The following is a 22,875-nucleotide window of genomic DNA, read 5'->3' as shown; positions in this document are numbered from 1 at the left end:
TGTGCAAACATATCGTCATTATATTTTTCAAGTTATCTTTTCTATTTTAAGACATGAAGAAGATACAAAAGATGTTACACAAGAAGTATTCGTAAAAATTCACGCCTCTCTCCCTAATTATCAATTTCGCGGATTAAAAACGTGGATGGCTCGTATTGCCACCAATCACGCTATTGATTATAAGAGAAAAAAAGCTAGAGAAAACGAAGAACTCTCCTTATGTAAAGAAACTGAGGAAAATATAAAATCCTCTCATAATGTTGAGGCTTTATTATTGACGAAAGAGCAAAAATTACTCATTGCTCAAAAACTGAGAGAACTTCCTGGAAATTACCGTGACGTCGTTCTCGCACATTACTTAGAAGAAAAAAGCTATCAAGAAATTGCTTTACAGGAAAACATCGAAGTGAAAACAGTCGAAATGAAACTGTACCGGGCAAGAAAATGGATTAAAAAACATTGGAAGGAGGAAGAGTTTCTATGATGCATTATTCAAAAGAAGATTGGCGCAATTATACTTTAGATTTTATAGAAAGCAATGAACGTGAATCTATGGAAGAACACCTTTATGAATGTGATCATTGTTTAGCACTTTATATGGAAAGTATCGATGAACAACAGGAAAACCTTCCAATGATAAATGATGATTCATTTACGAACGAAGTTATGGCGAAAATTGATTTTGAAACGCTACAACCTAATGAAAATATAAAAACAAACTCACTAAAGCGAACGATTATTCACTACATAATTGCTACGGCAGCTACAATTATTTTTATGGTAAGTGGTTTATTCCAGTATATTTTCACAGCGACATCAAATTTCGAGAAATCTTCAAAACATAACGAGTCTTCTATCTCACAACAAATTGTAAACAAATCGGTAGATACATCAAAAAAGGACGGAGGTTCAAAGCATGAATAAAAATCCCTTTTTAGCACTTGTATTAGGGCTAATTCCCGGGCTTGGACATTTATATTTAAAGAAATTTGGAAGGTTTATTTTATATAGCGGAGGGGCTGTATTTCTATTTATCTTTGCAGCATTTTGTACAATAGCATTAGGAGCGCGTGATATTGCTTTTCTTTCTCTATTTTTACTCTTCGTATTATGGGCGATCAATTTATTAGATTTAGTCATCACTATTATTAATCAATCGAAAAAACAAGCAACCGGAGAATTTACAGAGTCCTCTAAAGAGAGCGAACGATTTTATATCATTCTTCTATCAATCATCCCTGGACTTGGACATTTTCAATTAGGACTTATGCAACGTGGACTTACATTTTTAGTAGCTTGCACAGGAATCGGAAGTATGATTATTTTCGTTGCACTTTTAACATCGCAAGAAAGTTTCCTTATCTTCCTTATTACATTACCTGTTTTATGGATTTACAATTTCTTCGATGTTGTTCAGCAACTCCAGAAAAAAGAACGTGGCGAGCAACTAGATGATCGTACTATTTTCGAAGAGTTTGAAGAGCATCGTGAACAAGGAAAGAAGAATAAAACATTCGCTTCTATTTTAGCGATGTTCCCCGGAGCAGGACATATGTATTTAGGTTTACAACGCCGCGGCCTTCAGCTTATGGCAGCCTTTTTACTATCTATTTATTTGCTCGACTTATTAAGACTTTCTGCGTTTTTATTTTTAGTACCAATCATTTGGTTCTATAGCTTTTTTGATGCGTTACAGCAAACTGCAAAATATGGAAAAGAACGTGTTAATGACGAACCTATCATAGATTATTTTATCAATCATCAAAGATGGATCGGTATCGGATTAATTACACTCGGTGGTTACTATTTATTAGATCAAACAGTCCTTCCTATTTTGAATGACTATTTTGCAACTATATTTAATATTCATCTTAGCGAACTATATTATCGCTATTTCCAAACATCTATCGTTGCACTCCTCTTAATTGGTGGCGGCTTTAAATTGTTACTTGGAAACAAAGAAAACAAAGGTGGTACAAACGAATGAGAACATGGCGCGTTGGAACATTCTCAATGGGGCTTTCCATTATTACATTAGGTTGTTTCTTACTATTTTCAGTCATTAAAGGCACTCAAGTATTGGATACACTAACTGCATGGTGGCCTGTTTTACTTATTATACTTGGCGCTGAAATTTTACTATATCTTCTATTTTCTAAGAAGGAACAATCATTTATTAAATATGATATTTTTAGTATTTTCTTTATCGGCGTTTTAGGAAGCGTTGGAATTGCTTTTTATTGTTTATTATCAACTGGATTATTAGATGAAGTTCGTTACGCCTTTAATACAACTAGACAAACGAACACGATTCCAGAAAGTAAACTTGATATTCCTGAATCTATCAATAAAATTGTAGTGGATGCAGGTACAGACAATTATCCTCTAACGATAGACGGCAGGAACTCAAATGAAGTTAGCCTTCTTGGAACATACGAAATGACGACAAAAGGAAATGAAAAACTCAATTTAAAACAAGAAGATTTTCTTTCAGTTCAAACGACTGGGGAAACAATGTATATAACATTAAAGTCATTACCGTTTCATCAAAAAATGTTTGGTCATGAACCACGAGTAAAACCGACGCTTGTACTCCCACAAACGAAACATGTAGAAATTCGTGCTTCTAATCGAGATCTTTCTCTTTATCCAGGTCAATTACAAAACAATTGGTTTGTACAAGAAAGCTCAGGTGTATCTGTTCATTTAATAAAAGAGAGTGACGTATCTCTAACAGCAGTAACAAATCAAAAAGAAGCTATTGGAAATACACCTTGGGAACAAGTAGAAGATTTAACAAAAAAAGAAAACAATTCTTCAGAAGAAAATCCAGAATTAAACGAGCAAGAACATTGGTATAAAAATTCGATTAAAACAGGCAATGGGACGTACAAGTTAAACATCGAGAAAGCTTACAATTTAAATATGAGTGTTATTGAAAAATAAGAAACCTTCCACAATTGTGGAAGGTTTTTCTCATATAATCGCTTTAATTCCTTCTAACACTAATCCAATCATAAATCCGCAAACAGCCCCGTTTACTCGGATCCACTGTAAATCTTTTCCTACATTATTTTCAATCATTTCGATTAATGTTTTATCGTCTAACTTATCAAGGTTTTCTTGTACAAGCTTTCCAATTTTCGAATGATTCTTTTCAACCAGTGTGACAACTTGTTTTTGTAACCAATCTTCTATTTTTTGAACAGTCTGTTCATCTTCTTTTATTTTGTTCATTTGTGTTTGTAAAAATGGAATAACATATTTATCCGTAAATTCTTCATTTTTCACAAAAGTAATTGCCCTTTGTTGCACTTGCTCCAGCATCTCTTTAATTTTGTCAGTAGCATTCCAATTGGCAATCCATTTTTCTTTCCAATTTTCTAACTCCTGTAGTAAAGCTTCATTTTCTTTTACATTTATAATTTCTTGACGAATTTTTGTTAAAATAAGTTGTCTTGTGCTATTATCAGCATCTTGTAAGCTGTTAATATTGCTAATGATAAACTTCTGCAAAATACCACCAATTTTATCTTCATCTACAATATTCATAAATGATTTCAAAGTAAACTGCAAGAATCCATCTACTTTTATATTTTCCATCGCCTTCATACCTAAGCTTCCGAGCTGGTAACGTGCTTCATCTTGCGCTGTCCAATCTTTCACTTTTACTAATATGTAATCAAGTGTCTTTTCATCATATTCTTGCACAACTAATTGATCAACAAGCACTTGTAAGATGTTACTTGTATTAATTGTATGCAAATATGTTTTCATTTCTTTTTCAATAATAACCGCTAACTTTTCTGTATCTATTGAAACAATTGCTTTCTCCGCAATCGTTACAATTCCTTTCTTCACAGCATCAGACTGCATTTCTCTCTCAGCAATTTGCAGCACCATTTGCGCTAGCTGCATTTCTTTTACTTTATTCGTAATACTTTCTTTCGTTAGCCACTCATTTTCTAACGTATTGATGAGCCCTTTCGTTACTCTCTTTCGATTTTTAGGTAACAAAGCTGTATGCGGAATTGGAATTCCCATCGGATGACGGAATAATGCTGTAACTGCGAACCAATCTGCAAGCCCGCCAACTAACCCAGCTTCAAATCCCCCTTGAATAATCTCTCCAGCTACCGTTCCTTGAAAAGGGATAGAAGCCGCAAAGCCTACTCCCATAACCCCAAGCGAAATACCCGCTATATATTTAGTCTGTAATGACATCGTATACACATCCTCTTATTATGTAAAATAAAGCTATTTTGTTATGTTTATTTCATATTCGTTCTTTATATCTATACTATAATGAACTAATCCGAAAATAACAAAGAATTTATAATAATACATTTGTTATATAAATAAAAAATGAGGCTACAACTAGCCTCATTTTTGTTTTAACATTAATGCCTCACCTGTTTTATAATAGCCATTCATTACATCTTCCGGAACCATACTACCGCCAGTTCCCCACACAATATGAATACCTTTCTTCATCTTCTCTGTTAACTGTTGTTTTTGTAAATACTCATCTTCTTTACATACTTTCACTGGCCCTATCATACCCGCTAACGCAGAAGGCTCTAAATAAATATTTTCCGTATCCGCCAGTTCTTTTAACAACTTATATAACTCTTCATCACTTACTGTATAATTCCCACTCAAAAATGGTTCCATCGTTTTACCGACAAATCCTGATGGTCTTCCTACTGCAAGTCCGTCTGCATCTGTTACATTATCAATACCGATATCTTGAACGGCAATTTTATCATGAAGTCCTGTCATTAATCCGAGTAGCATACATGGTGAATGTGTCGGCTCTGCAAAGAAGCAATGTACGTTGTCTTTATACAATAACTTTAAACCAAATGCGACTCCGCCAGGTCCGCCCCCTACTCCGCACGGAAGGTAAACGAATAAAGGGTGCTCTTCATCTACTACAATCTCTAACTCTTCTAATTGCTTTTGTAAACGCGATGCTGCTACTGCGTATCCTAAAAATAAATCATGTGAGTTTTCATCATCTACAAAATAACAGCTAGGATCTGCATCTGCTTGCTGACGCCCCTCTTCTACTGCTTTACTATAATCAGCTTCATATTCAATAACGTTTACACCTTTACGTCTTAATAAATCTTTTTTCCATTCTTTTGCGTCCGCTGACATATGAACAGTTACGTTAAAACCTAGTTTCGCACTCATAATCCCAATGCTTAGCCCTAAATTACCTGTAGAACCTACCGCAATTGAGTATTTTGCAAAAAACTCTCTACAAGTATCACTGTCTAAAATAGAATAATTATCTTCTTCTGTTAACATCCCATGCTGCAAAGCTAATTGTTCAGCATGTTTCAGCACTTCATAAATCCCGCCCCTAGCTTTAATTGATCCTGATATTGGAAGCTGACTATCACACTTTAATAGCAATTCTCCTAATATAGGTTGCCCGTAATTTTTCTCTAAAGACCTTTTCATAGAAGGTATCTTCACTAAAGGTGATTCTATAATACCGCCTGTTTCTTTCGTTTCAGGAAAAACTTTCGCAATATATGGTGCAAAACGCTTTAATCTCTCTTCCGCATCTTGTACATTCTCTTCATTCAGTGGCGAATCTATTATTGCCATTTCATACTTTTCCATGTTCGGATTCATCCAAAACACTTCTTCTGTTGCGATTAATTTATTTATTAGTGGATATTGCTCTTTTAATTTCTCTATTTCCTTCATTTCTCTTCCTCCTCATAACCTTGTAGCTTACGATTCAATAAATTATAATTAAATTAATTTTAATATAGTTTAACATAAATTATTCACTTTAGTTAATTTTAATTTAATTTAATTAAATATAATTTAATAATTAGTAAGGAGCCTTTCATTATGGAAAATATAGATATTGGTAAAAAGATTGAAAAGCAAAGAAAAGAAAAAGGTTTAACTAGTAAAGAACTAGCAACGATGGCAGGTATTACACCATCTATGTTAAGTCAAATTGAGCGTGGGTCTGCTAACCCTTCTATTCAAACATTAAAAGTACTCGCTAAAGCGTTAGATGTTCCAACATTTAGCTTTTTACTGGAAGATACAAATACAGACGATTTAATTGTACGTTCTCATAAACGAAAAAAAATGATTGTCGATAATTTATCATATGAATTGCTATCACCTGATTTCACAGGTAATTTAGCAACAGCAATTATGACTGTTCCACCGAATACGGCTTCATCAGAAAATGTACTAGAACATAAAGGGGAAGAATTGGCATTTGTATTAGACGGGTTAATCAAATTGTACTTAAACGAAGAAGAATACATATTAGAAGCTGGTGATAGCGTAAAAATACCTGCTTATTTAAAACATAGATGGGTAAATCAATTCGAGAAAAACGCCATTGTTTTATTTTCTGTTACTCCGCCGATTTTTTAATGCAAAATAAAAAGATAGCCACGCATGGACACACTCCATACGTGGCTATCTTTTTATTTTTTCGGTATCAACAAAATCCCTAAACTAATAAAAAAGAAGCTCATTATTTGCTGTATTGATAAACCAAATAAAACCGAATTTTGTTCACTAACAAGCGAAATAATGATATGAGCAAAACCCTCAATAATTAGAAAAACACTTATATTCTTTCCATTTCCTAACCTTTCATTTTTCATCCATAGCATGCCCATTATACAAAGGGCAAGGATGATCTCGTATACAAAAATGGGGTGATATAAAAATTTAGATTCGTATATTTTCACACCCCAAGGCAATGTCGTTGGTACACCTACTTTTTGGTGGAATAGAAAATAAAAAACAATACTCATACATAATCCAATAGGCAAGGCATCAAGTAAAATACGAAGCGAAAATTGTCCCTTTTTACTTTTCCAAACAATATATATACTCGCAATTACACATCCTGCTATAATATGCTGCATACTTCCTACAGCTAATAGTGCCTGCAATGGCGACCTAAAAGCCCATACTGGATTTATAATTGCCGGTGCAAATTTCCACACAAATACGATGATTAGAAATGCATTTGTTACTGCATCCATCATTTTTTCATATGGTACACTTTCGTTCTTCATCTTTCGTTTCATCAACATAAATCCAAATAGACTTCCAATTATAATAGATACAGGTTGTAACCTCACGATCCACTCCATCAATACAAAATCCCCTCTTTAACTCTCAATTAATTTCTTAAATTTCTCTTCTAATTGATCTGGAGGTAATACGCCTCGCACTTGCTCTACGATAATTCCATCTTTATTAACAAAAAATGTTGTTGGTAACGAAAATACTTTATAATCTAATCCAGCTACTCCGTCCATATCTAGTAAAACAGGAAACTTAAATCCGTGACGATCTGCAAATGCACTCGCTTCTTGTACTGGATCCCCAATTGTCGCATTCACCGCAAAAATTTCAACGTCCTGTTTATATTTATCATACATACGAACTAAGTCAGGTGCCTCCATTTCACATGGACCACACCATGATGCCCAAAAATTAATAAGATATGGTTTTCCTTTTGCATCATTTAACGAATACAGCTTCCCGTCTAACCCTTTTAACGTTATGTTTGGTGCTTTAAATCCTACTTGTGGTAATACTTCTGTTTCTTGTAACTCCGCTTGTTTTGCTTTTCTTTCTTTTTCTTCTTTCTTTGTATTATAAAAATTAACTCCGGCCCAAATTAGTGCCCCGGCCAGTATAATCGCAATTAGTTTCTTCACTTTTCTTCCTCCTCATTATTAAAAGCCTGTAAATCCACCGAATAGACGAATAAAGAATGCGGTAATTTTCGTCATTTGATTTGTATACAATAAAACCCCTGTTACAATCATCATTCCGCCACCAATTTTCATCATGACATTGGCATATGTAACAATCCATTTTACCTTCCCAATAAAGAATGCCATCACGAAAAACGGAACCGCAAACCCAAGAGTATACGCGGTAATATAAAGAAGTGCCCCTTCCGGATTTGTCGCACCAAGCATGAGTACAGCTGAAAATATCGGTCCAACACATGGCGTCCAACCCGCTGCATATGTCATACCGACTAAAATCGAGCGAATATATCCAGTCGATTTACTTCTGTATTGTACCTTTTTCTCTGCGATAAGCCACTTAGGTTGAAACAAACCTGTCATAAACAGTCCCATCAAAACAATAAAAATCCCACCAATTTGTTGAATCAATTTTTGGTTAGATGAAAATGTTATTCCAATCCAACTTACCGATAAACCTAACGCATAAAATATAACCGAAAATCCGATCATAAAAAATACGGTATGTATAATCGCTGATTTTTGCATAATTCCACGATTTTCTTTTAAATCTTGAATAGACACACCTGTAATATAAGATAAATAAGATGGATATAGCGGTAAAGAACATGGTGATATAAATGACAATACCCCTGCCCCAGCTACAAGCCAAATTGTTAAATCTGCTGCATTCATTTTATTCCCCCTAAAACACTACAACAAGTAGTGCTGATTCTTAAAAAAAAGAGGCTATACGCACTCTCCGATAATAAGTACAACCGACATACAGAATAAACCTGCTGTTACATATACCGAATTCGTATGTAACGGAATAGTAAGCTTAACAACCTTTTCATTTAACACTTGCTCGATTCGTAAATTTATTGCTGTTTTTGCAAATGAAGCTGTAACACATCGATTTTCCATTGTCTTTATTTTAATTAATTTTAATAACGCGCTACCTAACTCAAATGAAGATTCCATTTTTTGCATCGCATATTTATCAGCAGCTAGCTCCTGATACGTGTGATACCGCTGTAACAACCCTTTTAATATCGGGATGTACATCATTCCTTCTGCTAATAGCGTAAAACAAAATAATTTTAACGGATCACGATTAGTTTGATGATATTCTTCATGGAAAATAATTGCATCCATTTCTTCATCTGAAAATGTTTGAAGCATCCCTTCTGACATGACAACTTTCGGACGAAATAGCCCAATTGTAAATGCCGCAACTTCCGTAGTCGGCAATATATATATTTGTTTTCCTTTTCGGATGAAAGGGATAAGTACTTTTTGTAATTTTTTACTATAGAAAAATTGTCGCCAAATTCTTTTGCAAACTATGAGTACTGTAAGTAATAGTAATCCAGCAATTATAATACGAACGAGCGATAATTCCTTCATATGTTGTTCTAATTGAAACAAGCAAAAATTTGAAAGAAAGAACGCCTTATTTTGAAACAGAAATGGATATGTAACGTAATACACTAACATACTGAAAAAGAGAGTACTAACAATTACTGCTAACAATACGATTTTACGCATTTGCCATTTCATTTCATCGATCCTCTTTTTTTAACTGACTCAATTTGTCTTCTAATTTTTTTATTAAAGTCGGATCAGCCTGCTCTAACTCATCTAGCATATGATTTACAACTAAATCTCCAAATTCCCCCATCAATTCCTGTGTCATCTTCTTCGTTTGATTGGATAAGAATTCTTCTTTTGTTTGTACAGTACGATATATGCCACTTCTTTTCACCGTCTGTTTTTCTAAGTGTAATTTCTCTACTAACCTGTTCATAACTGTCATAACAGTGTTAAAATTCACAGGTGATTCTTCACTTAATTTCTGCTGCACTTCTTTAATCGTAATACCCTCGGTAGACCAAACAATCTCCATAATTTTTGCTTCAAGAGGTCCAAAAAAGTGATTTAATCCTTGCTCATTTAACTTATAGTTTTGAGTAAACATAGTATGGCTCCTTTCACACTACAAATTGTAGTACAAATTAAATGAAAGGTCAAACAAGAATGATATATACTAAAATTCACTACCTATAAATACGTAGGCCATTCCATTCATTTTAAACCTAATTTCTCTCCAAATGTCTCAAAGAGATACTGCTCTAATATTTGTACATTAAACTTCTCATTGCGCCCAAGTGCAAATAATTCCCGATCCTTTGCTACGATAGTATCTAAAGGAATAACGACATTATCCACTATTTTTGTAATTTCAATGATGTTACTTTTTACATTTACCTCTGTTTTAAATTCAACATTTTCTAATACGATATGTGAACGTCTTCCTGATGTAAAAAAAGTAAAATTAGGATTTTTAACAACGCCAATTTCAGCCTCTAACGCATATAAATAGTGAAAAATTATATCTCTATGTCCATCTTTTATTATTTTTTCATCCTTCTCATCATCTAAGTATTCTTTCACCTTCGCTGCAAACTCAAATCGAAAATCCACCTTTTTCACGCTCCCTCTTTGTATTTTTATATTAAATAAATATATTGAAATAATTTTACCATATTGTAATACAAGTTCCTATTAAAAGTAAAAAACGATTTGTGAAATCTCTACTATTTCCGATTCCTTTTTAAAGTATAAACACTAATTCAATTTGAATTAATGCTTCGTTATATCCATTTAAACATATTGTTTCCATATTTTGAAACAATAGTATGAAGTATTATATATCGATAAAGCGAAACTTTAATCAATGGGGGTTTTGTTCATCCCCACTGATTATTAGCCCTCACCAATCAGACTTTTACGGGCAGCCCGCAAATAGCGGGGTAAATTGTTTCAAATTCATTTTTCTATATAGTTCTCACTACCTTTACTATTCCGATATACTGAAACTATATTTTCTACTTATTCATTACATGAGAGAAGGAATGTTACTCTCTTCTATCGAATTTTTATATAACAAAAATGATTAGGTGGTGCTTTACTATGAAATTAGCTGTCATTGGTGGCGGTGATTTACAAGATTCAAATCACTCGCCTATTAATGAGCGACTTATAGAATTAACAAATAAACAGTATCCAAAAGTATTATTCATCCCTACAGCTAGTCATGATGATGAAAGCTATATAAAGCTATTTTTAGACACGTTCGAAAAACAATTACACTGTGAAGTACAAATTTTACGTACTATAGCTGATACACCTTCTAAATATGAAATAGACGAAATGATTCAGTCTGCTGATTTAATTTATCTCGGTGGCGGGAACTATATTCACATGCTTACACAATGGAAAGAACTTAAACTCGATGAAAAATTACTATCGGCTCTGCAACAAGGAACACTCATTGCAGGCAATAGCGCTGGTGCTATGTGTTGGTTCACATCTAGTATCCGATCAGATTATGAAGGTTCTGGTTATATAGAGTGTAACGGTTGGGGGATTGTTAACAAAAGGTTTTGTCCACATTATAATCAATTAAATAGAATGAACGCCTTCCATTCCTTTTTACAAAATCATCAAGGTAATATAGAAGGAATTGCACTAGAGGATAATTGCGCTTTATATATTACAGAAGAATCTTTTGAAATTATCGGTGAACCTGAAAAAGCGTGGGAGTTTTATATGAGTGATAACAAGCTCATTAGACAACATTTTGATATCACTTTAAAAAGCTATTTGTAAACATACACTTACAAAAAATGTCCCTAAGTATAATAACTTAGGGACATTTGCATGATTTAACTCACTAGTCGTGTAATTCGTTTCTTCTGCCATGAAAGCTTATAATATGCATACTGTAATATTAAGCTGACAATAAATGCTGCTGGGTACCCAATCCATATCCCTTCTATGCCAAGACTTGTATGGTAAGAAAGGTAATATGCTACAGGTACTTCAACAAGCCATATTGATACAACTCCGATAACAGTTGGCCATAATACTGTACCACTCGCTCGCATTGTCGCACTAATAATTTGCGCATGCCCGAAAATTAAATAACTCCATAACGTAATCATAACTAGGCTATGAGCAATTTCAATTGTAGTTTGACTCGTTAAAAATAGCGATAGAATATCTCTTGAGAACAAGTAAATAAGGGATATTAGCACACCACCTATGACGTAGTTCATAATAATTCCGGCCTTCACAACTTTTTGCAATCGATCAAATCGATTCGCACCAATTGATTGCGCTGCAAAAATAGAAACTGTTATACCAAGGCTAACAGCTGGCATTTGTACATAACTTGCAACTTGGTTCACAACGCCATAAGCTGCTGTTGCATCTGAACCGTAACGATTTACAAACGCGATGACCGCAATTTCAGATAATGAAACTAATATCATATTAATACTCGCTGGAATACCGAGTCGTAGCAATAGCTTTAATAACTCCCCATCCATGCGAAGATATTTCCTTACCGTACTATCTAATTGTAGTGGGTGATTTTTCTTCTTTAAATACACTAGCATGACAATAAACGTAATCACTGTAGATATAACAGAAGCATAGGCTGCTCCATACACATCTAATTTCGGAGCTCCTAACCATCCAAAAATAAGAATTGGTAATAAGATCATATTTAGCGCTGTACTTACAATTAAAAAGTAAAATGGCGTTTTAGAATCTCCTGTACCTCTCATAAATGTTGTGTATGCAAAATATAAAAATAATACTGGCATCGATATAAATAAAATACGTGCATAATGAACACTTATATCAATAATATTTTCTGGCGTTCCCATTAGGCGCATAATATCCATCGCAAAAATACTACCTATTATCGCCAACACAACTCCAATAATAAAGGTAAATGTCAGTGTCGTACCAACGATAGCTTTTAAACGATCTTCGTTTTTAGCACCAAACGCCTGACCAATTAAAATAGAACTCCCTGAACCAATACCAATTACAAATGAAACGAGTAAGAAAAATAGTGGAAAGAATGCTGATATAGCCGCTAAATCATTAACGCCAAGCCATCTTCCTACTACTACCATACCGAATAATTGTCCAATCGATTGTAATACATTACTTAATAGTAACGGTACTAAAAACATGGACATCGATTTCCAAATCGGTTTACTCTCACTTTCTAACTTATGTGACTCCGCACCTTCTTTATTATTATCTGTAGGTGGTTTCAAATTTCATTTCTCCTTTTATTAAAAATCTGTTTTTCAACTTCTATTTCTTTGTATAGTTGTTATAATAATGTGCCTCTATTCATTTTCTTTTCCGTATTATTATAACTTTACCCAATATTGGCTTCCATCTGCTGTTCTATCTAAAAAACCATATTCGATTAAATATCTTCTTAAAGTTACAAAATCCGGGTATACACTTTCTATGACAGTATTTACTTCTTTTTCAGTGTACTTTTTATTACTATCAAACTTCGTCACTAAATGGCGTAATATAATTAATTTACGCTTTTGCTTTTTCGGAAATTTAGAAAGCGGTCCATCTAATCCTTCTGTAAAGTGTGCTTTTAATACTTCCTCATTTTCTTCTTCCGTAATATTGTAACGATCATCTACCATCGTTGCTGTTCTATGAATCGGTACAAATTTCGTTTGTACTTTTGATTTTTCTTCTGATAATTCCATTAACGCTAAAAACACTTTCGCTTGCTTCATTTTCTCTCGAAGTGTAAATCGATGATTACGAATGGTTGATGTACTTCCACCATCCATCTCTTTTACAATCTCTTTATCATTTAGCCCCATATGGAAAAACTGAACCATTTTCTTTTGCAAATCCGTTAAACCCGTATACTTTTTATCAAGGTTTAATAAATAATCAAACATAGACGTATGTTCATTTTGCACATGCAATTGCACAAACTTCTCTGCTTCATACAAAACTTGATTATCTTGATAAATAACCCCTTTAATAAACGCTTCTCCACAAGCTAAACAAATATATTCCTCTGCTTCCGCTTCAAACACATACCCTTTCTTCAATTCCTCAACCGATGCATCCCAAAACTTCTCTGAAATATCATTCATACTAAACACTCCTTCAAAACGTTTGTTTTAAAGCCAAACAAATCATAATAACGTTTATTATCACTTCATCATCTTAACATAACACAAATAAACATTTCAACGTTCCGTTTACCCATTTTATAAACTTTTATAAAAAAATCTATTAAACAAACTAAAAAAGGATTTAAAATAAAGAAAAGCGAATGTATTTAATAAATGAATTACGATAGGATGTGAAACAAAACATGACCATTCTGCCCGACCCTTGGTTTACGGTTAAACAAATCGCTCGAAATACATATGCGATTAGTGAATATGGACATTGGGAAAAAGTGCATTCCTTCTTACTTGTGGGAAATACTACCGCACTCCTTATCGATACTGGACTAGGTATCGATAATCTGAAGCGTATAACTGACCAACTAACAAACTTACCAATTATTGTTGTCACAACACATGTCCATTGGGATCATATCGGTAGTCACGCACAATTTGAAGAAATCTATGTACATGCTTTAGAGGCGGATTGGCTCATTAATGGCATAAAAGGACTTCCTATTACTCAAATTAGGCACGACATCGCCCGTGATATTACTTTACCTACACCTAAAACATTTCAACCTGAAACATTCAAACCCTTTCAAGGAACACCAACAAAATTACTACAAGATGGAGATATGATTGATATCGGAAATAGGAAGATTCAAATTATACATACGCCAGGTCACTCACCAGGACATATTTGCCTATATGATTATGAATCTGCTTTTTTATTCACAGGAGATTTACTGTATGAAGGCACGATTTTTGCATTTTATCCAACGACAAACCCTGTAGATTTAGTTCAGTCTCTAAATAAAATTACAAACCTCTTTCCTATTAAACAAATTTTCGGTTCACATCATACCCTCGGCCTTTCACCTGTTATATTGAAAGAAGTGAAATATGCTATTCAATATTTAAATGATAAAGAGCTGATTAAACATGGGACTGGTATTCACACATTCCAAAACTTCAGCCTTCAATTTTAACTACAAAAAGGTGTTTTCGTATACGAAAACACCTTTTACTCATTATATATTCTATTTACAACCTCTACTAAAGCTTTACTTACCTGTACGAATGTATGCTTTCGGTTTCCATCCTCAATAAATTTATTAGCACAACTACCCACAATTATCATACAAATAATTATGACTAACGCTACCTTTCTATTCTTGTAAGTCACTTCATGCCACTCCACTATTACAAAACTTCTTTTGAATTTATCCCATCAAGAAATTTTACATGAATAATAAGACGAAGGAATATGCAATTCTGCATATCCCTTCGTCTTATTACGATATTGTGATTTAATTTAGTTAGAGTACACGTAAACCGAGGTGACTAACTTGAAATTTAAAGCGAAAAAGAATCCATTTTACGTCATTTTTATTACATTATTTATCATAATTTTTTTCATTTCACTATTCTTCCAAAATGAAAATTCTATTTTTTTCACTCTCATGATGGTGCTAAATGTCGTGAATCTTGCTTCATTCTATTTTTCTCACTACAATATAACTGCATCATCTCTTATTGTAAAACACGGTTTCATATTTCATACTGAAATTCCTTTTGAAGACATTCGTTACGTTAAATACTCTGGTAAAAAACTTCATTCAAAAAAATGGACTAGACAGCAATTAGAAATCCATCACAATTTATTTGACTCAGTAACTGCTTTTGTACCACTAGAAGAAGAAAAGTTCATTTCACTCTTAAAAGAAAATTGTCCACATATGAAAGTATTGAATATGCCTGCTAACAAATAATATATGTTGGCACTTGTAATAGTACAAATGGAAGGACATAAAATAAATATCAAAAAAGCCAAGATTCTAAACAAAGAACCTTGGCTTTTTTTTATTACTCTTTCGGAGCAATCATTTTTTTCGGATCGACAATTTCATTAAATTGTTCTTCTGTTAGTAGTCCAGATTGCAGTGCTGCTTCTTTTAACGTTAACCCTTCTTTATGAGCATGCTTCGCAATTTTCGCTGCATTTTCATATCCGATATGCGGGTTTAATGCTGTAACAAGCATTAATGAACGATTCACATTCTCTTTAATTACTTCTTCATCTGCTTCAATGCCAACTGCACAATTATCATTAAATGAAACAATTGCATCTGCTAATAAGTGAGCGGATTGTAAGAAGTTATATGCAATAACAGGTTTAAATACGTTTAACTCAAAATTACCTTGACTCGCAGCAAATCCGATTGTTGCGTCATTTCCCATCACTTGCGCTACAACCATCGTTAACGCTTCACTTTGCGTTGGATTTACTTTACCTGGCATAATAGAGCTTCCTGGCTCATTTGCCGGAATAATAATTTCTCCTAGACCACTACGTGGACCACTTGCCAGCCAGCGCACATCGTTAGCAATCTTCATTAAATCAGCTGCTAATGCTTTTAATGCACCATGCGTATATACAACTTCATCATGGCTCGTTAATGCGTGGAACTTATTTGGTGCAGAAATAAATTGCTTACCTGTAAATTGGCTAATTTCCTCTGACACCATCTCACCAAATTTAGGATGAGCATTAATACCTGTTCCAACTGCAGTACCACCAATTGCAAGCTCTTTCATATATGTATTGCTCTCAGCAATCATACGCTCTGTTTTTTCAAGCATACGGTGCCATCCGCTAATTTCTTGTCCTAATGTTAACGGTGTTGCATCTTGTAAGTGTGTACGACCAATTTTTATAATATGTTCAAATACAGTTACTTTTTCTGCTAGCGTTTCTTTTAATTTCGTAATTGCTGGTAATACGTGATTTTCCACTGCAATTACACATGCTACATGAAGCGCCGTTGGGAATGTATCATTTGAACTTTGAGACATGTTCACATCATCATTCGGATGAATATGTACGTCAGATTCCTTCTCTTTCAAAATTTGATTCCCTCGATTTGCAATTACTTCATTCACATTCATGTTTGACTGTGTACCGCTACCAGTTTGCCATACGACAAGTGGAAAATGTTCATTCCATTTCCCTGCAATCACTTCGTCAGCTGCTGCCACAATTGCTTCTGCTTTTTCTTCTGATAGCTTTCCTAATTTTTGATTACTAAGTGCTGCACTTTTCTTTAAAATGGCAAATGCTTTTACAATTTCAAGCGGCATTTGCTCTGTTCCAATTGGGAAGTTTTCTTTACTACGTTGCGTTTGTGCTGCCCATAATTTATCAGCTGGAACTTTTATTTCTCCTATTGTATCTCTTTCAATTCTGTACTCCATTTTTTCATCCCCTTGAAAATAAAATACCTACATTTCTCATTTTAACAGAATCTCACCCCAATGATAAGAATTCTCACTCGTATATATAAAAAAAATACCTCCTGCCATCGCAGAAGGTATTTTTTTATGATGCTTGCTTTCCTTTTTCAACGTCATCTACATACCAAATGAACTTGCCTGTGTATCCGTAAATAACTGCTAAAATTAATGAAACAAAGCTTAACCACATAAACGGAACGTATGAGAATGTTGCTACACCTAAAATACCAGCCATAAAAATACCATTATCCGACCACGGGACCATACCAGAAGTTAACGTTCCACCTACTTCTGAGTTACGCGCTAATACACGTCGGTCTATTTTTAATTTATCATAGCTATCTTCCATAATTTTCGGTGTTAAAATTAATGATACATACATCGCACAACCAAATATATTAGCTAAGAATGCTACGATTAATGTAGACAATGTTACATTACCTGCAGAATTTAATTTCTTCTCAAATTTTGATACAATCACTTTTAAAACACCTAGTTTTTCAAGTAATCCACCAAATCCTAAACCGAAAATAATAACGGCTACTGAGCCAAGCATACCGTTAATTCCACCACGGTTTAATAACTTGTCAACAAACTCAACACCTGATTGAATTGAGAATCCGTTATACGCTGTTCCAATCGCCTCTCCAAAGTTCATTCCTTGGAAAAGAGTTGCCCAAATTGCACCAATTAAAGCTCCAATTGCAATTGTTGGCATAGAAGGTTTCTTCATCGCTAATAAAGCGATAACAATGACTGCCGGAACAAGCATCCATATTTTAATATCAAATTCCTTTAATAAAGCTTCTTTTAAAAACTCTACTCGATTCAAATCTACATTATCGCCGCCATACATCCAACCAGCTACAGTAAACATAATGCTAGTAATAATGTAAGCCGGAACATCTAATACGAGCATAGCTCGAACGTGAGCAATAACGTCTACTTTCGCCATAGAAGCTGCAAGAACTGTGCTATCAGAAAGTGGTGATAATTTGTCACCGAAATAAGCTCCTGAAAGAACTGCACCAGCAACAAGCGGAAGTGGTAAGCCAAGTCCTTCACCAATCGCCATCATAGCAATACCTGCTGTTCCAACTGTTCCCCATGATGTTCCTGTCGCAATAGAAGTTATCGAACAAATAATTAATGTTGCTAATAGGAATATGCTAGGGTGAATAAACTCTAATCCATAATAGATTAATGTTGGTACTACGCCACCAGCAATCCAAGTTCCAATTAAAGCACCTACCGCAACTAAAATCAGTATTGCTTCTAATCCGTTAGAAATCCCTTTCGTAATTGCATCTTGCAATTCTTGATAACGAAATCCTAATCTTAATCCAAGCGCAATTACTAAAAACCATGAAATAAATAGCGCTAATTGAATTGGGAGATCAAAAATCGTTTGGAAGGAAAAGACAACAGCAAGAAATAGTAATAAAAGAACTATGATTTCTAGCATCGATGGTAATCTTACACTTTTCATTTTTTTCTCTCCTTACAAGTCGATAACATGACGTGTGTCGTCTTACATGTATGTAATATACAATTAGCGAAGACAAAACAAAATTTTCATATTATTTCGATTTATTTTTCCAGTATAATATAACACCTTTTCTATTGTAAAAGTAGATGTTACTTTTCGCAATGGAAAATATAAAAAATGTTACATTTTTATATAGAACAATCTAAAAATAACTTTTTTAATATTTGCCACAACAAAACTTTTTACTATTATCCTCCCCTTTTATGGAATACCATTTTTCTCCACAAAAAAGCACACATCATTAAAATGATGCATGCTCTACTTTTATTTATACATATTTTGTATTTCTTCTTTATTTTTAAGTATTTCCACAAACTGATCGCTACAGCCTTTCGGAAATAACACTCCGAGCCCATAGGAATGCTCAAACTGAAAATGAGGGTACTTTGCCTTGACCTCATCCCAAAATTTATACACACCGAAGTTTCGATTTTTCACCTCAATATCATGAAATAACACAATACCGTTATTCGCAAGTTTCGGTAGCCATGTTTTATAGTCATGAGAAACTGCTTCATACGTATGATAGCCATCAATATGCAACAAATTTATCGTTCCATCTTGAAACTGATCCACGGCCTCATCAAAAGTAGACCGAATTAAATTCCCTATTTGAGGATAACTCGTGCTCACGAATTTACTCACTATTTGAAAAACACCTTCTCCATATGGACCTGTGTGCTCATCTCCTGCCCAAGTATCTACAGCAAAGCATTTTGTAGATAACCCTTCATCTTTTACCCCTTGGCAAAAACTGAAAAAAGAAGCTCCTAAATGTGTACCTAACTCAACTAATATTTCTGGCTTTTCAAATCTTACTAAATCATAAGCGAAGTTTAAATGTCCCACCCAAGCAGAATTCATACGAATATATGGACTGTATTGATCAAATTCAAATGTTGGTTTATGAGTAACCCAGCTCATCACATTTCTCCTTCTACACATATTTTTAACAAACCAAATTACTCTTATCTTTATTTTTTTATCCTCTTGATTATGATTTATTTTTATAATTTTATCTCGCTTTATTTCACCTCCTCACTTGTATCGTAAACATAACTGAAACTACTAAAATTCCTACCTTATAACACAGAAATTTCAGTTTATTTTTTATTCATTTCGTGATATATTGCATATTGTATCCGAAACGAATTTGTAGAAAAGGAGAATAAAAACTATATGGATCCAAATCGTTTAAAAGGAATCATTATGGTTGTAATTGGTGCTTGTTTATGGGGATTGTCCGGAACAGCTGCACAACAACTTTTTCAATATGAAAATGTTTCTACTGAATGGTTAGTTACAATTCGATTGCTTATATCTGGCGTTATCTTGCTCCTTATTTCATCATTCGGAACGAGAAAAAAAGAAATATTCGGCATATGGAAACAAAAATCTGATGCTACTAAAATGATATTGTTTGGCCTATTCGGTATGCTTGCTGTACAGTACACGTACTTCGCTTCTATTAAAGAAGGGAACGCTGCCGTCGCAACATTATTGCAATATTTAGCTCCTATATTTATTACTGTATACTTACTTTTCAAATGGAACGTTCGGCCATCAAAAATTGATTTCATTTCCATTACCCTTTCATTAGTAGGCACTTTTCTCTTACTAACAAATGGGTCTGTTCATAACTTGGCTGTTTCTACACCGGCTATTATTTGGGGTATTTTATCTGGGGTATCTCTTGCTTTTTATAGTTTATATTCCAAGGAATTACTAGAAAGCTGGTCTTCCTCTGTTATCGTTGGATGGGGCATGATTATTGGGGGTATTGGCGTTACGATTCTACACTTTATTTCTACAAACGAATTCATTTTATTATCGACTATGAAATATGTAAAACTAAGTACCCTACCGCTCATCACATTTGTCGTCATTTTCGGAACACTGATTGCATTTTATTTATACTTAGACAGCATACGATACCTGACTCCGAAAGAAACGACATTATTCGGTTGTACTGAACCACTCGCAGCTATTATTTCTTCTGTACTTATATTACACGTACCCTTTCAATCTTTTCAGTTATTAGGGGCTTTTTGTGTCATTGTAATGGTGCTCATCTTAAGCCAAAAACCGGATGAAAGGAAACCGGAATTAAAGTTTGTTCATGAGAAAAAAGAAAATATACAATGAAAGGATTGAATTCACTATGCCTATCCCTCAAAATTATAAAAAACAAGGAAGAGTTTCGGCAAAATCACTCGTTTTAAATCAACTACAAGATTGGATTATTGAAGGTGTACTGCAACCTGATGAAAAAATTAATGATGGGGAATTGGCTGAAGCACTAGGAGTAAGCAGAACACCTGTAAGAGAAGCACTTCAAATATTAGAGCTTTCTGGATTAGTGGAAATGGTACCTGGGCAAAAAACAAAAATTTCTCCTATTAAGTTAGACGACATTCCTATCATTTATGAAACGATGGCTGGTCTTCACTCTATTATAGGAAAGCAAGCACTTCAAAACATTACAGACGCTGATCTGAAACTACTTTCTGAAATAAATGCTGATTTTCAGCGCTCTATAGAGAAGAAAAACGCAAAACAAGCTTTAAAACTAGATATACAATTTCACAATACAATTTCTTCTATTGCTAAAAACCAATATATTGAACCCTTTCTAGAAAATATGCAACTTCACGTTTTACGCCTTGAATATTTGTTTTTCCAAAACTTTGTTCCAGCAAGTCAATCTATTGAAGAACATCACTCTATCATTCAAGCATTGCAAAAGCAGGACGAAAAACAAATGGAACAAATGATGTCTCAAAACTGGCTCCGTCCAATGAAAGAAATATCAAAAATAATTTCTACGAAATAATAATAGAGCTGGTTACAGAAAATCGTAACCAGCTCACCTTTTACTAATCTATATAGTTATGCCTGAATATCTGCATATTCTTCCATATCTTCGTACTCTTTTTCCAATTCCTCTAAAGACAGCTCGTATAATTGTCGGTCACGAATTTTAAACACACCTGCTCCAATTAACTCATCAATTAAATGCCTCTTACGATTTTCAATAGCAAAACGGAGTTGACTACTCATCTTTTAAAAAACTCCTTTCCACGATCATTGAAAATGATAATCTTTATCAATTACCACTTTTGATTATAAAAGATGACTCTTTATAAGTAAAGTAATTTCATGAAATATTTACCTTACAAAGTATTTGTGGCCACATTATATATATGTATGCCGTGCGAAAAATGTTATGACACATTTTCTTATCCTTTTTCTTTCATACTTTGCAAGTTGTCTCACTATGATTAAATTCACCATCTATTTCTACTTGAATGGTGACATGTTCTACATGAAACTTCTCCTTTAATACATCCGTAGCCTCTTTTAATACATTTTGCGTTTCATCACCTTTAATAATCAAATGGCAAGTTAATACTTGAAAATCAGATGTGACAGACCATATGTGCAAATCATGAACTTCTTTTACAACCGTAATATTTAATAATGTACTTTTTACCTCTTCAACATTTATGTGCTGGGGTGCACCTTCCATTAATATATGGACCGTATCACGTGTTACACGCCATCCGCTAATAATGACTAAAATAGACACAAGAATACTAGCAATCGCATCTGCAACAGTCCATCCGAAAAATTTAATAAATAGCGCAGCAATAATCGCTCCGACTGATCCTAATAGATCGCCTAATACGTGTAGGAAAGCGCTTCTTAAATTCAAATTCCCCTTCACATCTCCGCCTCTCATTAATATCCAAGCTGATAAAATATTAATAAGCAGACCAAGTACAGCAATAATGAGCATCCCATTACTAGCAATCTCAACTGGCTCTTTAAAACGGCGAATTGCTTCAATAAAAATGTATACTGAAATGACAATAAGAACGACACCGTTACATAATGCCGCTAACATTTCGACTCGCTTATACCCATATGTTTTCGCAGTTGTTGCTGTTTTTTCTCCGAGCTTGAACGCAAGTAAACTTAACGCTAAGGATACTGCATCACTTAACATATGCCCCGCGTCAGATAATAGTGCTAAGCTATTTGTTACAAATCCCCCAATAACTTCAGCAATCATAAAACTTGTCGTTAATACGAAAGCAATTAGTAACGCTTTTTTATTGTTAGAATGACCGTGATCATGTGAATGTCCCATACGAATGCTCCTTTAAGTGCAATATCTGTATGTTAGTATGAAACAAACTCCCCCTCTTTATCCCCCATTAACTGCCCATAAACGTCCGCT

At 34.0% G+C, this 22,875-nt stretch carries 25 protein-coding genes; 10 read left to right on the top strand and 15 right to left on the bottom strand.

Features of this window, described 5'->3' with window-relative positions; genetic code table 11:
- Position 1 precedes the first annotated feature (1 nt).
- Genes DN394_RS26370 through exsE form a run of 4 tightly spaced genes read left to right on the top strand, consistent with a single transcriptional unit; the run spans position 2 to position 2,946 of the window.
- Positions 2-484 carry an RNA polymerase sigma factor gene (locus DN394_RS26370; protein ID WP_001195480.1) on the top strand — a complete coding sequence of 161 codons (483 nt, stop codon included), beginning with the start codon at positions 2-4 and terminating at the stop codon, positions 482-484.
- Positions 481-924, top strand: coding sequence for a hypothetical protein (locus DN394_RS26365; protein ID WP_000972354.1), 444 nt, complete (start codon positions 481-483; stop codon positions 922-924). Before DN394_RS26370 ends, DN394_RS26365 begins: the two co-directional genes overlap by 4 nt.
- Positions 917-1,987, top strand: coding sequence for a hypothetical protein (locus DN394_RS26360; protein ID WP_048566875.1), 1,071 nt, complete (start codon positions 917-919; stop codon positions 1,985-1,987). The genes DN394_RS26365 and DN394_RS26360 overlap by 8 nt, the downstream gene beginning before the upstream one ends.
- A complete protein-coding gene (exsE, locus tag DN394_RS26355; RefSeq protein WP_048566874.1) occupies positions 1,984-2,946 on the top strand; it encodes an exosporium protein ExsE in 963 nt (320 codons plus the stop codon). The genes DN394_RS26360 and exsE overlap by 4 nt, the downstream gene beginning before the upstream one ends.
- A gap of 30 nt (positions 2,947-2,976) precedes the next feature.
- Here the strand turns inward: exsE and DN394_RS26350 are convergent, their stop codons facing one another.
- Together DN394_RS26350 and DN394_RS26345 are read right to left on the bottom strand one after the other, a co-directional pair.
- Positions 2,977-4,224, bottom strand: a complete 1,248-nt coding sequence (locus tag DN394_RS26350) for a DUF445 domain-containing protein (protein WP_016088453.1) — start codon at positions 4,222-4,224, stop codon at positions 2,977-2,979.
- A 159-nt stretch (positions 4,225-4,383) separates the two neighbouring features.
- Complete coding sequence (locus tag DN394_RS26345; protein ID WP_061673209.1) at positions 4,384-5,724, bottom strand: D-serine ammonia-lyase; 1,341 nt, start codon at positions 5,722-5,724, stop codon at positions 4,384-4,386.
- Between the two features lie 150 nt (positions 5,725-5,874).
- Between DN394_RS26345 and DN394_RS26340 the strand changes: the two genes are divergently transcribed.
- Positions 5,875-6,420, top strand: coding sequence for a helix-turn-helix domain-containing protein (locus tag DN394_RS26340; RefSeq protein WP_098954024.1), 546 nt, complete (start codon positions 5,875-5,877; stop codon positions 6,418-6,420).
- 53 nt (positions 6,421-6,473) lie between these two features.
- Here the strand turns inward: DN394_RS26340 and DN394_RS26335 are convergent, their stop codons facing one another.
- The 6 genes from DN394_RS26335 to DN394_RS26310 form a co-directional block, all read right to left on the bottom strand.
- A complete protein-coding gene (locus DN394_RS26335; protein WP_149294393.1) occupies positions 6,474-7,154 on the bottom strand; it encodes a prolipoprotein diacylglyceryl transferase family protein in 681 nt (226 codons plus the stop codon).
- Positions 7,155-7,172: 18 nt separating this feature from the next.
- On the bottom strand, positions 7,173-7,727 hold the full coding sequence (locus DN394_RS26330; RefSeq protein WP_097917578.1) for a TlpA family protein disulfide reductase: 555 nt from the start codon (positions 7,725-7,727) through the stop codon (positions 7,173-7,175).
- 18 nt (positions 7,728-7,745) lie between these two features.
- Positions 7,746-8,459, bottom strand: a complete 714-nt coding sequence (gene ccdA / locus DN394_RS26325) for a cytochrome c-type biogenesis protein CcdA (RefSeq protein ID WP_149294392.1) — start codon at positions 8,457-8,459, stop codon at positions 7,746-7,748.
- Positions 8,460-8,513: 54 nt separating this feature from the next.
- Complete coding sequence (locus DN394_RS26320) at positions 8,514-9,326, bottom strand: M56 family metallopeptidase (RefSeq protein WP_149294391.1); 813 nt, start codon at positions 9,324-9,326, stop codon at positions 8,514-8,516.
- Position 9,327: 1 nt separating this feature from the next.
- The gene (locus tag DN394_RS26315; RefSeq protein ID WP_000495071.1) at positions 9,328-9,744 is read right to left on the bottom strand and encodes a BlaI/MecI/CopY family transcriptional regulator; all 417 of its coding nucleotides are present in this window, start codon (positions 9,742-9,744) and stop codon (positions 9,328-9,330) included.
- Positions 9,745-9,851: 107 nt separating this feature from the next.
- Positions 9,852-10,250, bottom strand: a complete 399-nt coding sequence (locus tag DN394_RS26310) for a DUF3942 family protein (RefSeq protein WP_002108594.1) — start codon at positions 10,248-10,250, stop codon at positions 9,852-9,854.
- Between the two features lie 489 nt (positions 10,251-10,739).
- Between DN394_RS26310 and DN394_RS26305 the strand changes: the two genes are divergently transcribed.
- Positions 10,740-11,438: a peptidase E gene (locus DN394_RS26305; protein ID WP_149294390.1), complete on the top strand. Its 699-nt coding sequence runs from the start codon at positions 10,740-10,742 to the stop codon at positions 11,436-11,438.
- Between the two features lie 56 nt (positions 11,439-11,494).
- On the opposite strand, the gene DN394_RS26300 is transcribed toward DN394_RS26305, so the two are convergent.
- Positions 11,495-12,904, bottom strand: coding sequence for an MATE family efflux transporter (locus DN394_RS26300; RefSeq protein ID WP_000804151.1), 1,410 nt, complete (start codon positions 12,902-12,904; stop codon positions 11,495-11,497).
- A 99-nt stretch (positions 12,905-13,003) separates the two neighbouring features.
- Positions 13,004-13,768, bottom strand: coding sequence for a DUF2087 domain-containing protein (locus DN394_RS26295; protein WP_097917575.1), 765 nt, complete (start codon positions 13,766-13,768; stop codon positions 13,004-13,006).
- A 224-nt stretch (positions 13,769-13,992) separates the two neighbouring features.
- Between DN394_RS26295 and DN394_RS26290 the strand changes: the two genes are divergently transcribed.
- Complete coding sequence (locus DN394_RS26290; protein ID WP_149294407.1) at positions 13,993-14,778, top strand: MBL fold metallo-hydrolase; 786 nt, start codon at positions 13,993-13,995, stop codon at positions 14,776-14,778.
- Positions 14,779-15,138: 360 nt separating this feature from the next.
- Entirely contained in the window at positions 15,139-15,561 is a 423-nt protein-coding gene (locus DN394_RS26285) for a PH domain-containing protein (RefSeq protein WP_046959026.1), read from the top strand.
- Between the two features lie 94 nt (positions 15,562-15,655).
- Here the strand turns inward: DN394_RS26285 and fumC are convergent, their stop codons facing one another.
- The 3 genes from fumC to DN394_RS26270 all read right to left on the bottom strand — a co-directional run bounded on the left by fumC (position 15,656) and on the right by DN394_RS26270 (position 19,556).
- Positions 15,656-17,044 carry a class II fumarate hydratase gene (gene fumC / locus DN394_RS26280; protein WP_098092837.1) on the bottom strand — a complete coding sequence of 463 codons (1,389 nt, stop codon included), beginning with the start codon at positions 17,042-17,044 and terminating at the stop codon, positions 15,656-15,658.
- 124 nt (positions 17,045-17,168) lie between these two features.
- A complete protein-coding gene (gene nhaC, locus DN394_RS26275; RefSeq protein WP_000843981.1) occupies positions 17,169-18,572 on the bottom strand; it encodes a Na+/H+ antiporter NhaC in 1,404 nt (467 codons plus the stop codon).
- A 324-nt stretch (positions 18,573-18,896) separates the two neighbouring features.
- Positions 18,897-19,556: a class I SAM-dependent methyltransferase gene (locus DN394_RS26270; RefSeq protein ID WP_000119206.1), complete on the bottom strand. Its 660-nt coding sequence runs from the start codon at positions 19,554-19,556 to the stop codon at positions 18,897-18,899.
- Between the two features lie 255 nt (positions 19,557-19,811).
- Between DN394_RS26270 and DN394_RS26265 the strand changes: the two genes are divergently transcribed.
- Positions 19,812-20,777: a DMT family transporter gene (locus tag DN394_RS26265; RefSeq protein WP_097917573.1), complete on the top strand. Its 966-nt coding sequence runs from the start codon at positions 19,812-19,814 to the stop codon at positions 20,775-20,777.
- Between the two features lie 16 nt (positions 20,778-20,793).
- Positions 20,794-21,465 carry a GntR family transcriptional regulator gene (locus DN394_RS26260; RefSeq protein ID WP_002096738.1) on the top strand — a complete coding sequence of 224 codons (672 nt, stop codon included), beginning with the start codon at positions 20,794-20,796 and terminating at the stop codon, positions 21,463-21,465.
- Between the two features lie 56 nt (positions 21,466-21,521).
- On the opposite strand, the gene fbpA is transcribed toward DN394_RS26260, so the two are convergent.
- Together fbpA and DN394_RS26250 are read right to left on the bottom strand one after the other, a co-directional pair.
- On the bottom strand, positions 21,522-21,692 hold the full coding sequence (gene fbpA, locus DN394_RS26255) for a Fur-regulated basic protein FbpA (protein WP_149294389.1): 171 nt from the start codon (positions 21,690-21,692) through the stop codon (positions 21,522-21,524).
- A gap of 193 nt (positions 21,693-21,885) precedes the next feature.
- The gene (locus tag DN394_RS26250) at positions 21,886-22,785 is read right to left on the bottom strand and encodes a cation diffusion facilitator family transporter (protein ID WP_097917572.1); all 900 of its coding nucleotides are present in this window, start codon (positions 22,783-22,785) and stop codon (positions 21,886-21,888) included.
- Between the last annotated feature and the right edge of the window lie 90 nt (positions 22,786-22,875).

The sequence above is a fragment of the Bacillus sp. BB081 genome, assembly GCF_008368895.1.
Lineage (GTDB): Bacteria > Bacillota > Bacilli > Bacillales > Bacillaceae_G > Bacillus_A > Bacillus_A wiedmannii.
Note: the sequence above shows the minus strand (reverse complement) of the source record. Positions and strands in the feature narration are given on the sequence as shown.

Coding starts and splice junctions, on each gene's coding strand:
- DN394_RS26365 (WP_000972354.1), top strand. CDS start 481: ATGATGCATTATTCAAAAGAAGATTGGCGCAATTATACTTTAGATTTT.
- DN394_RS26360 (WP_048566875.1), top strand. CDS start 917: ATGAATAAAAATCCCTTTTTAGCACTTGTATTAGGGCTAATTCCCGGG.
- exsE (WP_048566874.1), top strand. CDS start 1,984: ATGAGAACATGGCGCGTTGGAACATTCTCAATGGGGCTTTCCATTATT.
- DN394_RS26350 (WP_016088453.1), bottom strand. CDS start 4,224: ATGTCATTACAGACTAAATATATAGCGGGTATTTCGCTTGGGGTTATG.
- DN394_RS26345 (WP_061673209.1), bottom strand. CDS start 5,724: ATGAAGGAAATAGAGAAATTAAAAGAGCAATATCCACTAATAAATAAA.
- DN394_RS26340 (WP_098954024.1), top strand. CDS start 5,875: ATGGAAAATATAGATATTGGTAAAAAGATTGAAAAGCAAAGAAAAGAA.
- DN394_RS26335 (WP_149294393.1), bottom strand. CDS start 7,154: ATGGAGTGGATCGTGAGGTTACAACCTGTATCTATTATAATTGGAAGT.
- ccdA (WP_149294392.1), bottom strand. CDS start 8,459: ATGAATGCAGCAGATTTAACAATTTGGCTTGTAGCTGGGGCAGGGGTA.
- DN394_RS26320 (WP_149294391.1), bottom strand. CDS start 9,326: ATGAAATGGCAAATGCGTAAAATCGTATTGTTAGCAGTAATTGTTAGT.
- DN394_RS26315 (WP_000495071.1), bottom strand. CDS start 9,744: ATGTTTACTCAAAACTATAAGTTAAATGAGCAAGGATTAAATCACTTT.
- DN394_RS26305 (WP_149294390.1), top strand. CDS start 10,740: ATGAAATTAGCTGTCATTGGTGGCGGTGATTTACAAGATTCAAATCAC.
- DN394_RS26295 (WP_097917575.1), bottom strand. CDS start 13,768: ATGAATGATATTTCAGAGAAGTTTTGGGATGCATCGGTTGAGGAATTG.
- DN394_RS26290 (WP_149294407.1), top strand. CDS start 13,993: ATGACCATTCTGCCCGACCCTTGGTTTACGGTTAAACAAATCGCTCGA.
- fumC (WP_098092837.1), bottom strand. CDS start 17,044: ATGGAGTACAGAATTGAAAGAGATACAATAGGAGAAATAAAAGTTCCA.
- nhaC (WP_000843981.1), bottom strand. CDS start 18,572: ATGAAAAGTGTAAGATTACCATCGATGCTAGAAATCATAGTTCTTTTA.
- DN394_RS26270 (WP_000119206.1), bottom strand. CDS start 19,556: ATGAGCTGGGTTACTCATAAACCAACATTTGAATTTGATCAATACAGT.
- DN394_RS26265 (WP_097917573.1), top strand. CDS start 19,812: ATGGATCCAAATCGTTTAAAAGGAATCATTATGGTTGTAATTGGTGCT.
- DN394_RS26260 (WP_002096738.1), top strand. CDS start 20,794: ATGCCTATCCCTCAAAATTATAAAAAACAAGGAAGAGTTTCGGCAAAA.
- fbpA (WP_149294389.1), bottom strand. CDS start 21,692: ATGAGTAGTCAACTCCGTTTTGCTATTGAAAATCGTAAGAGGCATTTA.
- DN394_RS26250 (WP_097917572.1), bottom strand. CDS start 22,785: ATGGGACATTCACATGATCACGGTCATTCTAACAATAAAAAAGCGTTA.